Annotated in this window: 13 protein-coding genes and 1 pseudogene; 1 reads left to right on the top strand and 13 read right to left on the bottom strand. The window is 67.3% G+C overall.

What is annotated here, in order from left to right; genetic code table 11:
- Positions 1-30: 30 nt before the first annotated feature.
- Positions 31-276 carry a DUF1653 domain-containing protein gene (locus tag WIT60_RS06035; protein WP_339583045.1) on the top strand — a complete coding sequence of 82 codons (246 nt, stop codon included), beginning with the start codon at positions 31-33 and terminating at the stop codon, positions 274-276.
- A gap of 24 nt (positions 277-300) precedes the next feature.
- On the opposite strand, the gene WIT60_RS06030 is transcribed toward WIT60_RS06035, so the two are convergent.
- The 13 genes and pseudogenes from WIT60_RS06030 to WIT60_RS05970 all read right to left on the bottom strand — a co-directional run bounded on the left by WIT60_RS06030 (position 301) and on the right by WIT60_RS05970 (position 12,623).
- The gene (locus WIT60_RS06030) at positions 301-606 is read right to left on the bottom strand and encodes a 2Fe-2S iron-sulfur cluster-binding protein (RefSeq protein WP_445207661.1); all 306 of its coding nucleotides are present in this window, start codon (positions 604-606) and stop codon (positions 301-303) included.
- On the bottom strand, positions 584-823 hold the full coding sequence (locus tag WIT60_RS06025) for a hypothetical protein (RefSeq protein ID WP_339583044.1): 240 nt from the start codon (positions 821-823) through the stop codon (positions 584-586). Before WIT60_RS06025 ends, WIT60_RS06030 begins: the two co-directional genes overlap by 23 nt.
- A 143-nt stretch (positions 824-966) precedes the next feature.
- A complete protein-coding gene (gene dinB, locus WIT60_RS06020) occupies positions 967-2,172 on the bottom strand; it encodes a DNA polymerase IV (RefSeq protein ID WP_339583232.1) in 1,206 nt (401 codons plus the stop codon).
- A complete protein-coding gene (locus WIT60_RS06015) occupies positions 2,169-2,468 on the bottom strand; it encodes a flagellar basal body protein (RefSeq protein WP_339583043.1) in 300 nt (99 codons plus the stop codon). Before WIT60_RS06015 ends, dinB begins: the two co-directional genes overlap by 4 nt.
- Before the next feature lie 19 nt (positions 2,469-2,487).
- Positions 2,488-6,249 carry a DUF748 domain-containing protein gene (locus WIT60_RS06010; RefSeq protein WP_339583042.1) on the bottom strand — a complete coding sequence of 1,254 codons (3,762 nt, stop codon included), beginning with the start codon at positions 6,247-6,249 and terminating at the stop codon, positions 2,488-2,490.
- A 69-nt stretch (positions 6,250-6,318) separates the two neighbouring features.
- A complete protein-coding gene (locus tag WIT60_RS06005) occupies positions 6,319-7,146 on the bottom strand; it encodes a 2-keto-4-pentenoate hydratase (RefSeq protein ID WP_339583041.1) in 828 nt (275 codons plus the stop codon).
- Positions 7,147-7,185: 39 nt separating this feature from the next.
- Positions 7,186-8,187: a PA2778 family cysteine peptidase gene (locus tag WIT60_RS06000; protein WP_339583040.1), complete on the bottom strand. Its 1,002-nt coding sequence runs from the start codon at positions 8,185-8,187 to the stop codon at positions 7,186-7,188.
- A 5-nt stretch (positions 8,188-8,192) separates the two neighbouring features.
- Entirely contained in the window at positions 8,193-8,597 is a 405-nt protein-coding gene (locus tag WIT60_RS05995; protein WP_339583039.1) for a PA2779 family protein, read from the bottom strand.
- 115 nt (positions 8,598-8,712) lie between these two features.
- Positions 8,713-8,991: pseudogene (locus tag WIT60_RS16860) on the bottom strand (methylated-DNA--[protein]-cysteine S-methyltransferase); the annotation flags it as partial.
- 332 nt (positions 8,992-9,323) lie between these two features.
- Positions 9,324-9,545 (bottom strand): SlyX family protein, encoded by a 222-nt coding sequence (locus WIT60_RS05985; RefSeq protein WP_339583037.1) that lies wholly within the window; start codon positions 9,543-9,545, stop codon positions 9,324-9,326.
- Between the two features lie 19 nt (positions 9,546-9,564).
- Positions 9,565-10,347, bottom strand: a complete 783-nt coding sequence (locus WIT60_RS05980) for a bestrophin-like domain (protein ID WP_339583036.1) — start codon at positions 10,345-10,347, stop codon at positions 9,565-9,567.
- A 16-nt stretch (positions 10,348-10,363) separates the two neighbouring features.
- Positions 10,364-10,813: an acyl-CoA thioesterase gene (locus WIT60_RS05975; RefSeq protein WP_339583035.1), complete on the bottom strand. Its 450-nt coding sequence runs from the start codon at positions 10,811-10,813 to the stop codon at positions 10,364-10,366.
- A gap of 70 nt (positions 10,814-10,883) precedes the next feature.
- On the bottom strand, positions 10,884-12,623 hold the full coding sequence (locus WIT60_RS05970; protein WP_339583034.1) for an ABC transporter ATP-binding protein/permease: 1,740 nt from the start codon (positions 12,621-12,623) through the stop codon (positions 10,884-10,886).
- Positions 12,624-12,673 lie beyond the last annotated feature (50 nt).

Below are 12,673 nucleotides of genomic sequence, written 5' to 3'. Positions count from 1 at the left end.
CATTGTGCCTCCGAGCACGACAATGCGGGGATGAGCAACCCGCACGACCTCCCGCCCCTGCCGACCTTGCCGACCGGCGAATACGAGCACTACAAACGCCTTCGCTACCGGGTGCTGGGCGTGGTGCGCCACAGCGAAACGCTCGAGCCCCTGGTGCTGTACCAGCCGCTGTATGGCGAGCAGGCACTGTGGGTGCGACCGTATGCGATGTTCGTGGAAGAGATAGAGGTGGACGGATGGCGTCGGCCACGCTTTGCATTGGTGCAGCCAGACTGAAGCCGGCTCTGCCTTCCGGCGTGATCAGGGACGGCGCATCACCAGATCGCTGGTGGCCTCGGCCACACAGGGCAGGATGCATCCCCACTCTTTCTCTTCGGGGGTGAGCCCGGGCCAGTCGATGCGGTAGCGCACGCTGCCCACCTCCACTTGCGCCAGACAGCTGCGACAGCTGCCATTGCGGCAGGAGCGCGGCCAGTCCACCCCAGCCGACAGCGCAGCCTCCAGCACGGTCTGCCCCGGCGCCTGCTCGAAGCTACGCGCTTCGTCCGACAAGGTGATGCGCACGCTCACAGCCGGCTCGCGATCAAGGTTGGGGGAAAGGCTCACCCGCGTCGACGCGCGGCGCCTCGTCCTCGTCCGGCTCGTCATCCGAACCTGCCACGGCCTTGACGCCGGCCGCTGTGACATCCACGGCCGTGCCCACCACAGTGGCCCCGACACTGACGGTGGTGGCCACCACCGTCACCGCGGCATCGGCGACAGCCAGCACGGAGCAACCCGACAGACAGGCCACGAGAGAGAGGATCAGGGCCAGACGGCGCATGGGGACTCCACCAACAACGAAGAACTGCAAGCAAACGCGCGCACCGACACAAGGCCAGGCGCTGGCGTACGGCGTTGGCGCCCAAGCGAGCAATGGCCTACGCCAACGGGGCGCCATTGTCGCCGCGAACGCCCCCCGCGCACTCACACCTCGTCAAACAGCGGCAGGCTGTAAGGGGCGTCAGGCTCGGTCACCGTGGGCTGACCATCGCCAGGCACCAGTGATTCCATCTTCACGCCCAGCAGACGCAGGCGCCGGTTCAGCGGCACGGTCTTGAGGCAGCGCCCCGCCCACAGGCGGATGGTGGCCGCATCGCGGGTGGGCTGGGGCAGCGTGAGGCTGCGGGTGACGATCTTGAAGTCGTCGTAGCGCAGCTTGATGCCCACGGTGCGTCCCGCGTAGTTCTTGCGCACCAGGTCGCTGGCCAGCTGTTCGCACAGACGCGTGAAGATGGGGCCGAGTTGGGTGCGGTCGTCGCGCGGGTGCAGGTCGCGCTCGAAGGTGGTTTCGCGGCTGATGGATTTGGGCTCTCGCCAGGTGACCACCGGGCGGTCGTCGCGGCCATGGGCGGCCTCGTGCAACCAACTGCCGTAATGGCGACCGAAGGCACTGACCAACTCGTGCGCGGGGCTGGCCGCCAGCTCGCCAATCGTGCGCAGGCCCATGGCCGCCAGGCGCTCGGTGGCCTTGGGGCCGATGCCGTTGATGCGGCTGACCGGCAAGGGCCAGATGCGGGTGGGCACCTCGTCGTGCATCAGCACCGTGAGGCCGTCGGGCTTGTCCAGGTCGGAGCTGATCTTGGACAGCAGCTTGTTGGGCGTGACGCCGATCGAGCAACTCAGACCGGTGGCCTCGCGCACCGCTGTCTTGATGCGCTGAGCCAGGGCACGCACCCCGCCCAGCGGGTCGCCATCCACAGCCTCTTGCGCGCCGGGCACGTCGGTCAAATCCAGGTAGATCTCGTCGATGCCGCGGTCCTCCATCACCGGCGCGATGGCCGTGACCGCCGCCTTGAACAGGCGCGAGTGGTGGCGGTAGGCCTCGAAGTCCATCGGCAGCAAGATGGCGTCGGGCGCCAGCGCCGCCGCCTTCATCAGGCCCATGCCGGAGTGCACACCCAGCGCCCGTGCCGGATAGGTGGCGGTGGTGATGACGCCGCGGCCGGCGTAGTCGCGCAGACGCGCGAAGTCATCGAGCGACCGAGGCGCGGTGGCCGAGGGGTTGCGTCGAGACCCGCCGATGACGACAGGCAGGCCCTGAAGCTGCGGGTAGCGCAGCAATTCGACCGACGCGTAGAACGCGTCCATGTCGAGATGGGCAATGAGACGGCGGGGCGCGGTCGTGTTCAGGCCTTGATGTCGAGCAGGCTGCCCATCATCTGCTGGTCGGCCTGAATGCTGCGCAGGTTGGCGCGGTAGCTGTATGTCGCCATCTTCTGCTCGATGAGGTCCTTGGCCAGATCGGGACCGATCTCTTGGGCCTGGGCCACCGAGGTGCTCACGCCGCCCGATTCCTGGCTCTGCTGGTTGACCACCTGGCGCTGGAATTTCTCGGTCTGGACGTTGGCGATGTTGTGGGCGGCCACGTCCATGCGGGTCGTGGCCGCATTGGCCCCCGACACACCGATGGCTGAAATGGAACTCATGGTCGCCTCCGTGATGGGATCACTTCAACCCAAACTGTACCCGAGAGCTGGGCCCCTTGTCATCGGGCAGGCCGTCGGTGCCAACCTTGGAAGCCGTGAGCAACACACGCTCGGGCGCAATTTTGGTGACCAGGTAGGCCTTGACGGCATCGCCGCGGTGGTCGGCCAGATGCTTGAGGGCCGCGTCGTTGACCGGGGCTGCCGCCTGCAACAAGGCCTCCATTTCGGCGGGTGGCAAGGTCTTGGCCAACCCCACCAGGTTGCGTGGCTTCTTGATGTCGGCGGCCTTGTAGGCGGCCGTCAACCACTGATTTTTCTCGTCAGGTGAAATCTTCACCTCGCTCACGGCCACCCCCTGGGCTTTGGCCTTGGCCGCACGCATCAGGCGATCGACGTGGGCGGCGCGCAAGCCGGCGACGTCCACGGCAGGGTCGGCGCGGCCGGTGGCTTCCAATTTGAGGGCAGGCCGGTCATCGAGCTTGCCGGCCAGGGTGTCGAGGCGGGCACGGGCTGCTTCGGTGAGATCGGCCGAGCCGGGCGCAAAGGGCACGAAGCCCAGCTCATCGCCCCCACCGGACAGGAGCGAGAACGGCGCCATCACGGCCTTGGTGATCAGGTTGACGATGACGCGCCAGATGATCCCGCCCACCGAGAACTGCGGATCGTCGAGGGAGCCCGAAATGGGCAGATTGATGTCGATCTCGCCATGGCGATTCTTCAGCAACGCGACGGCGAACAGCACCGGCAGCTTGGTCGCGTCCGGGCTGTCGACTTTCTCGCCAAAGGTGAGCTGGTCCAGGAAGATCTGGTTGCTGGCCTCCAGCTTGCCGCCGTCGATCTTGTAGTGCACCGTCATCGACAAGGAGCCCTTCTCGATGGCGTAGCCGGCGTAGCGCGCCGCATACGGCGTCAGGCGGGTCAGCTCGATGCCCTTGGCACTGCCCTGGATGTCAGTGAACAGGCGGGGCCCCAAGGGGTGCAGCTGGCCGGTGATCTTGAGCGGCGCGCCGTCGTCCACGGCGCCGGACACATCCACGGTGGCGGGCTCGGGCTTGTCGGAGGCGACCGCCGAGATGCTGCCCTCGATGCGGGTGAGGTCGGCCGAGTAGTTGGGCTTGATGTAGTTGTCGGTGAAGTCGACACGGCCCTTGCTGAGCTTGATGCCTTGCCAGCGCAACTTCATTGGAGCAGCTTGCGCGGTGGCAGCGGGGGCAGTGGGTGTAGCCGGCACGGCGGCGTCCGGCTTGACCGCTGGCGCGGGTGCAGGTGCAGGTGCAGGTGCAGGTGCAGGTGCAGGTGCAGGTGCAGGTGCCGAAGCCGCCGTCTGCGGTGTGGTGAGCGACTGGGGCTGCGCACCCGCTTCGCGGCTGGCGATGCTGGCCAGGTTGAGCTGCCCGTCCGGGTTGATGATCACGCGGCCGTAGAACTCGTTGAGCGCGATGCGGCCGAGGTTGGCGTTGACCTGCCCGTTGGCCCAGGCGAGGTCGGTGCCGTCGAGCGACAGATTGCGCCAGCTGACGAAGTCAGCCTCGTTGACGCGGTCCTGCAAGCGCAGGTCGCTCAGGCCGACGCGGCCCTGATAACGCACGCTCAGGCCGCGGCGGACATCGTCTTGCACTTGCACGCGTCCCGCCGCCTGGGCCCGGGCGCCAGCGATGTGGATGTTCAGGTGCGGATCCAGGTAGGACTGCAGCACGCGCAGGTCCACCCCGGCGAGGCCGACCTGGCCTTGCACGGACAGGGGCTGAGGTCGCACCTCGCCTTGGAAGTTCACCTGCCCCTTGCCTTGCGCCTGGGTACGCAGGTCCACCTTCAGCGGCTGACGCAGATCGGTGGAGGCATTGGCGACAGTCAGCTCGGTGCGCTGCAAGGACAGCAACGCCGCCGGACTGACGGTCTGGTCGGTGAGCTGCACGCGGCAGTCCTGACAACGCAACAGCTTGAGCGTGACCGGAGGCTCGGCCGGGTCCGGCGCCTTGGCCGCGGCCACCTTGCGCGTGGCCGGTGTGGGCGTGGCACGGGCTGGTGTCATGCCCAGCCACTGACCTTGGCGGCCACGGGTGACGCGGGCATCCAGTCCATCCAGGGTCACGGCATCCAGCGACAGACGGCGCAAGCCGGGCTGTGTGGGAGCCAGCGACACGTGGGCTTCGGCCCCCTCCACCGCGAGTTCACGCCACTGCACCTGGTCTCGCACGCTGGAGGCCTTAGCCGTGGCCTGCCAACCCGCCAGCCGCACCGAGCCGCCGCTCAGGTGCAGGCCCGCCTGGGCCAGCTCGGGCGAGGTGGCGGCCGGATCAGCCTGCAGGCGGGCGCTGAGTTGGGCCTGCAGTGACAAGGTCCCTTGCTGCACAGTCAAGGGCAGCTTCAAGGCCGGGGCCAGGGGTGCCAGCCAGGGGGGCACCGCTGCCTGATCCAGCGCCAGCTTGGCGTCCAGTTGCTGGCGGGCGACCTGGGCCTGCCCGCTGGCACGCAGCGTCATGCCGTGCTGGTCGGCCACATCGAGCTGCCAGGTGGCGGCGGGCGCCTTCGCTGAGGCATCCAGGCCTTTGACATCGAGCACCACGCGGTCCAAACGCGGCCAGGGCGCGGCCGCGTCGGTCTGCACGTCGATGGCCTGAGCGGCCAGATGCACGGTACCGACAGACCACTGCCAAGGCGCGGCGGGGTCGGACACCGTGGCCGACGTCGGCGCAGAAGCCGCAGCCACAGGCGAGGCGACGGTGGCCGTCGCAGCCGTCGCACCGGGGCGCACCTGCAGGCGCAAGCCGTCCAGCGCGACGCTGGCCACACGCACCCGGCGCTCCAGCGGCAAGGCGTCCACGCCATCGACCTTCAACGATTGCCAGCCTGCATCCGCTTGCCCGAGGGTGGGCAGCTGTGGCATGCCCATGCCCAGCTTGCTGAGCGTCAGGCCACCGGTGACGCGCAACATCGGCACGGCCGGCGCGGGGCGCTGCTCGAACTGCACGGTCAGCGCGGTGTCCAGGCTGCCCTGCCGGGGCGCGATCTTCACGCTCGGTGGCAGGAAGGGTTGGGCCGCCGTCAGCCAGTGCGCCACGTCCACCGACTGCCAAGACAGCTTCACCTCGGAACGGTGCCCCTCCTTGAAGGGCAAGGTCTGGCCCTCGATCTTCAAGGGGCTGCCGTCCACCCGCGCCTGCAGCAGCGGTTGCACCGCGACATCGATGTCACTGGGCAGGTTGGAGACGAAAGGCACCCCCAGCTGCAACTGTTCCACCCGGTGTTCCTGTTTCAACACCCGGTCGGTGTAGCGCAACATGCCGTCACGGACCTCGATGTTGAAGACCGCAAAGCGGGCGGGCTCGGCGTTGGGCTTCGGCTCGGGCGAAGGCGCCATCAGACGGGCCATCACCGGGCTGATGTTGAACTGATCGGCCGTCTGGCGTTCGAGCCAGAACATCGGCTCGGTCAGTTGCACACGGCGGATGACCGGCGCAAGGTGTCGCACCGAGGCCAGCGAGAGTTGGGCCTGCGCCTGCTTGAGCGTGAACCAGGGCGACGCCGCTGGCCCCACGGCCACGCCGTCCACTTCGACGGCCAGAGTCCAAGGCTGGATGCGCACAGCCGCCACCTTGACAGGGGTCCCGAGCGCTTCGGTGGCCGCGGCCTCGATGCGGGGCTTGGCCCAGTCCGGCAACCACAGACCGACCACCCCGGTCCACACCGCAGCCACTGCGGCCACGCCCACCAGGGGTTTGACCCAGGCGCGCTGGCGGGCAACCGGTGCGACAGGAGAGGTGGCGTCAGGACGGGTCATCGGGCTCGGCTCACAAGATCACAGAGATGATGGGATGGTACTGCTGACCTCGCCCTCGCGCACAGTGCGTCAGTCTCGTGGTCGGTCCTCAAACCGCATCGACAACTGGCCCAAGGTCCCGAAACGCACGCTCACGGGCAACCCGACGGGCACCCAGGGGGCGCCAGCATACGAGCCGGTGATCACGACCTGCCCGGCCTGCAAACCTTGTCCTTGGCTGCGCAGGAATTCGGCCAACCAGCACAAGGGTGCCAGCGGATCTCCGGCCGGATGCGCGCCAGGCTGCGACAGCAACAGCTGCCCATCCGCGCGCACCTCGATGTCGAGGGTCTGCGGAGCAGCCCCGAGAGCGATGTCCAGCGCTGGGCCCAGCCACAGGCCCTGGTTGACCAGGCCATCGGCCAAGCGGTCGGCAAACTGCAGGGGCACGCTGTCGTCATAGCGGTTGTCGATGAGCTCCAGCGCCAGGTGCGTCGAGGCCACCGCCGCCCTCACCTCGTCGGCACCATAGGGCTGCGTGCGCGGCGGCAGATCGTGCCCGAGCACAAAGGCCAGCTCGGGCTCAACCTTCACCTGCCCTTGCTGCGTCCACACAGGGCAGGCGGCCACTGGCGCCTCCGGCCCCTCGGCGCGGTGCAGCATGCTGGCGTACAGCGGGGCCAGCACCCAGGTGTCGGCACCGGGCATCCCGCATTTCCAGCCGACCACGCGCTCTCCAGCGCGCTGTGCCAGCTCCACGGTCACGGCGCTTTGCACCGCCCAGGCATCGGGCAGGGTCACGGGCCGACATGCAGCGGGCAAGGCTGCGCCCACCTGGCCGGTCAGTCGGCGTGTGGCCAGGGTGTGGGCGGCGGCCGCGATGGCGTCCGGGGACAAGGTCGGTGCAGGCGTGCTCATGGTGGCGCATCATAGACACCCGAGCGCCCAGGGACACGTTCAAGGACGCGGCGCAGCGCCCTCACCCGCCGTGGCGCGTTCAACATCCCGGCGGAGCACCTCGACCGCATCGCGCCAGTTGGGCTCGTGCTGCGCACGGCGCACGGCGGCATCGGTGGCAGCGCGTGCACCGGACAGGTCGCGCCGCTCCAAGCGCACCCGGGCCAGGTTGTGCCAGGCCGGGGCGCTGTCATGGCGCCGTGCCACCTGGGCGTACGCGGCTTCGGCATCAGCGAGGGCGCCCGCGGCATACAGCGCGTTGCCCAGGCCCAGGCCCAGCAACAGGGAATCGGGCCAGCGCTGCAGTGCCGTGCGATAGGCCTGCGCGGCCAGCGGCGCCGGGGCCACGCGCTCAAACGCCACACGGGCTTCGGTGACCGCCGCCTCGTCGGCCTGCGCCGGCAGGCGATCCGGGGGCAGCACGACAAACGCCCATTGGCTGGAGCGCGTCCAGGTGTGCTCGAAGGTGCTCAGGGGCATCACCTCGCGTTTCACGGTGCCCGAACGCAGGAGAATCTGGCCCGCCGGCAGGTCGTAGCCCACCACCACGGCGTAGTGCCACAGGGGCTGGATGGACAGGCCCAGGTTGAGCAACACCACTGGCGCTTGCCCGGCCGCCACTTCGCGCAGCAGCGAGATCAGATCGGGCCGGATGCGGGTGGCAATGTGGCCATGCCGACGCGGCGCCGCCAGCATCTCGATTTGCAGACTGCCTTCGCGGGCAGGCACGAACACGGCCGTGCCCAGCACCTCAGGCGCAATCGGCACACCCACGGCGCCCAATGCGGTGGCCAGCGCAGCCGGGCCGCACTGGTTGATATCTTGCGGAAAGAAGGGCACCTGGGCCCACTCCACACGCGCCGGCAGGTCAGACGGTGGATGGGCCAGCAGGGCACGGGTTTGCTTGGCCGTCAGGCTGGCGCAGGCGCTCAGCAGACTGACGGCACCCAGCGCCCCGGCACGCACCAGCCAGCGGCGGCGTGCGGGTCGCAGGCGGGTCATGCGGCTCAGCGGATGGAGCGCGTGAAAGGGAAGACCTTGGTGAAGCCCAGGATGTCGGTGACCAGCAACACCAGGAAGATGAACACGATGGTGCCCAGCACGCCACTGGCACCGGCCGGTGCATGCTCCAGCTGATCGGCCAGCGCAACGACTTCCTGGTCAGACAAGGAGGCGATGCGGGCACGGGCCGCATCCATGTCCACGCCCTTGGCCACCAGGGCCTCGGTCACATCGGCACGGTTGAGGGTGGCGAGCACCTGGGCACGGCGCGACTCGACCTGCACAAGGTCGGTGGTTGCGGCCACCGACTCGGTGGCGATCATGCCGGCGTGTGCAGCTTGCAGGCCCGCAGTGTGGGACAGGGCGGCCGCCACAATCCAGGCAACCAGCTTCTTCTTGGACGTCATCATGAGTCTTCCTCAGGAAATGCACGAGGCGGTGCGGCGATCTTAGAGCAGGCGCCGGACCTTTGTCAGTGCCGATCTGTGAGTGGATGTACAGGCCCTCCGGCCGACGCGGCACACCTCAGCGCAGGGCTTCGCGTGCCAGCAAGGTCTGCTTGCGTGCCAGCCCCCAGCGGTAACCTGAGGGGCTGCCGTCGCGCCGCACCACGCGGTGACATGGGATCAGCACGGCCAGCACATTGGCCGCACAAGCGCTGGCCACGGCCCGCACCGCACCGGGCCGGCCAAGCTGCTGTGCCAGCTCACTGTACGTCACGGTCTGCCCTGTTGGAATCTGCCGCAGGGCAGACCACACCGCTTGCTGGAATGCGGTGCCGCCGACATCCAGCGGCAAGCGCATGCGGTGAGCCTGATGGGGACGCACCCCCTCCAGTTCGGCCTGCACCGCGCTCACCCAGGGGTAAGGCCTCTCATCGTGCTGCCACACCCGATCCCGGAAGGCCTGTTGCAACTCGGCGAGCACGGCAGCATCGTCATCGCCCAGCAAGACGGCACACACACCCTGTGCAGTCCAGGCCACCAGCGCACGCCCCAGGCCCACAGAAACAATCTGCCAATGCAGCACAGGATGATCAAGGGTAGAACGGGCCATGATGAAAGCTCCCAGGTGGTTCGGCCCTTGCGGGCGCGTCAATGCGCGGACATGCCAGGAGGGCATGCAAACGGGTGCGCTCAGTAATGCGGCGGCAGTTCGTCGCGCAGGCTGCGAAAGGACGGGCTGCCGCCGCCATCGTCCTGCTGACGGCGCAAAGCGCTCACCTCTTTGACCAGCAGGTCGATGTGTTGTTGCTGGCGGGCGACCAGGGTGTTGAGGTTGTCGAGCAGGTCCTCCATGAACCCGATCTTGATCTCGAGGTCGATGAAGCGCTGTTCGGTATCGGTGGATGAAGACATGGCGCTATTGGACACGAAGTCAGCGCGCCGTCAAGCCGTTCAGCACGGCCTGCAGGGGTGCCGATGTCACGCCCACCGGCGCCAGAAAGGGGTTGCCCTGGATGAGCACGATGGCCGCCGTGGGCGCGGCCCCGAAGGCGAACAGCACGACTGCTGCCAACAAGGCCCGGGGCCGCTCAATGTGCACCACCGCCACCGACAACAAGGTCAGCAAGCCCAGAAAGGCCATGCCCAACCACTTCAAGGGGTTCACATGGGTCTGACTCAAAGACACGCGCTGGTCACGTTCATCGCGCATCGTGATGACCTGGTCGAGCATCAGGGCCTGGACGTTCGCGCCCAGCGCGTCCCGCACCCCGGCGCTGGCGATCAGAGTCAGCAAGGCATCGGCCCGCTCCGCCACCACGGGGTTTTCGGTGCGCTGCGCCAGCCAGCCCCATTCGTCCACGCTCGCCTGAGCGTATTGGGCCAGGGCGCCACGCACCTGGCTGGCCAGTGGCGCCGGCAAGTTCTGGCTGAGCGCCAGGGTGGTGCGCATCGCATCGGCCTCGCGGTACACCGCCCGGATCGCCCGATCGTGCGCGCTCCAGGTGTCGTTGGCCAGAAAAGCCAGCGTCAGACCAAACAGCACGCCCAGGATGTTGATGAAAGGGGGCGCCACCCCCTGCCAGGACAGCAACCACCCTGCACAGCGTGGGTGGTGCGCCAGGCGAGACACCCCGCTGACCGCCGCGAACGTGCCCACCACGGCCAGCAACGCATAGCCATAATGGTCGTAAGCCAGCCAGAGCGAGGTCGACATCAAGCGAACGACCGACTCAGTCGACGCTCAATTCGGGCGCCTGCGCCAGCAGGCTCTGCATGAAGCCTTCGGGACGCGGCACCACTTTCTTGTGCACCTTGTCGACGAAGACGATGCCGCTCTTGCCGCGCGCCACTTCGCGCCCGGACGACACCTCGGTCAAGCGGAAAACCAGATCGAAGCCGTACTTGTTGAAGTCGGACGGCAGCATCTCGACGCGGATGACCTCACCGTAAAAGCCTTCGGATTTGTACTGCGCCACCATGTCGCCCACGACGATGGACACGCCTTCCACATCGAACTCGGTGTAGCCCAGCCAGCGGAAGAAACGCGCACGGCCCTCAGAGACCAAGGTGAGCAGCTGCGCGTTGTCGAGGTGACCGGCCTGGTTGACGTGGCTGACATAGATCTGCACCTCCGTTGTGAAGATGAAGTGATCCGGCAGTTCAAATTGGACGCGAGCCATGGCTGTACACAGTGAAAGAAACGAAAACGGCGCCCGTGAGCGCGCGCCGCCATCGTAGCAGGCATGGGCATCATGGGGGCGATGAGGCCGCGGTGGCGTCGGTCGCGTACAGGCGCCAGCCCCCCTCTCCGGTCAACTCCAGCACCTGCGTGTGGAACGCGGCCACCGCTTCGTGATGGCTGACGCTGATGGGTGTGATGGACAACCCTGCCAATTGCCCATAGAGCAAGGCTTCGTTGGCGCCGTCGAGGGCGCTGGTGGCCTCGTCGAGCAGCAGGTAGCGGGGCTTGGCCAACAAGGCGCGTGCAAACGCCAGCCGTTGCTGCTCCCCCGCAGAGAGCACCTTACCCCAGTCCAGTTCGGCCTGCAGTCCGCCAAAGCGCTGCGCCAGATCGGGCAGGTTCACCACACGCAACCAGTCGTGGAGCTCCGCATCGGAGATGTCACGCTCGGTGTGCGGATAGAGGAGTTGGGTGCGCAAGTCCCCCAGGGGCAAATAGGGGTACTGGGGCAGAAAGAGCATGTCAGGCCCGGCCGGGCGCAGCACCCGGCCCGTACCGGTGTGCCACAAGCCGGCCATCACCCGCAGCAACGAGCTTTTGCCAGAGCCGCTGGCGCCCGTGATCATCAACCCCTGCCCTGGTGGCACCGACAGGTTCAGGTCCCGCAACAGAAGGTGCTCGCTGCGGGGGGTGTAGATCGTGAGTTGCGCCAGCGCCAGATGCGGCCCAGGCTCGGTGACGATGTGACGCTGCTCGGCGCTGGGCTCCTGGGTCAGGGCGTCAGCGTGCTGATCGAGCGTGTCAGAGAAGGCATGCAGGCGATCAATGCCCGCCGAGAAACGGCTCAAACCCTCGAAGTGCTCGACGATGACGGTCAAGGCGCTGAGGATGGCGGTGAAGGCCCCAGTGGCCTGGATGGCACGCCCCACCTCCAGCTCCCCCGAGAGCACCTGCCCCGAGATGATCACCACCGGCAAGACGATGGTGAGAAAGCTGTGCGCGTACTGGAAGGTGTTGAGGCGCAGCTGCCACGACAGCACCTGCCGGTAGTTGGCAAACAGCGCGTCGAACACCCGCATCAGGGCCGACATCTCGCGCGCCTCACCGTTGTGGAACGCGATGGGCTCGGCATGCTCACGCACACGCACGAGGTTGAAGCGAAAGTCCGCCTCGCGCTGCAGTTGCTTGAAGTTCAACCCGATCAGCCGCCTGCCAAACACCGTGGCGGTGAAGACGGTGGTGATGAGGGCATAGCCGATGAGGAAGTACACCAGACCTTGGGAAATCGTCCACAGCACCCCGGCAAAGGCCACAAGCTGGATCACCGAGGACAACACGATCATCGAGAAGTACAAGGACTGCTGCGTGAACGCGTTGATGTCTTCCGCCATGCGCTGGTCCGGGTTGTCGATCCCCGTCTCGGCATTGAGCCGGTAGTAGGCCCGTCCGCTGAAGTAGCGGCCAAGGAAATGCTGGGTGAGCCAACGGCGCCAGCGCAAACCCAGCGTGTCGCGCACGTAGTAGTACAAGCCGTAGATGGGCACGGCCGCCGCGAGGATGAAGGTGTAACGTCCGATCGAAGACCAGAAGCGCTCGGTGTCGCCCGCCGCCAGGGCCGAGGTGAACTCCCCTGTCTCGTGGTTGAAGAGCACATTGAAGCCCGTCTGGCCCAGCAACAGCACGATGAGCAGCGCCAGCATGCCCCAGGCACGCCACCGTTCGTCAGCGGTACGCCAGTAAGGGGCCGCGATGCGGGTGAAGCGGCGCCACAACGTGGCGTTGAAACCGAGGGCAGCAGCGGGGCTCATGGTGAAAGGGCGGGACAGGTCCGTCATGTTACGGCAGCGGGTTTGTCACA

Source organism: Aquabacterium sp. G14 (genome assembly GCF_037482285.1).
In the GTDB taxonomy this organism is placed as follows: domain Bacteria; phylum Pseudomonadota; class Gammaproteobacteria; order Burkholderiales; family Burkholderiaceae_C; genus Aquabacterium.
This window is presented reverse-complemented; position numbering and strand designations above follow the sequence as displayed.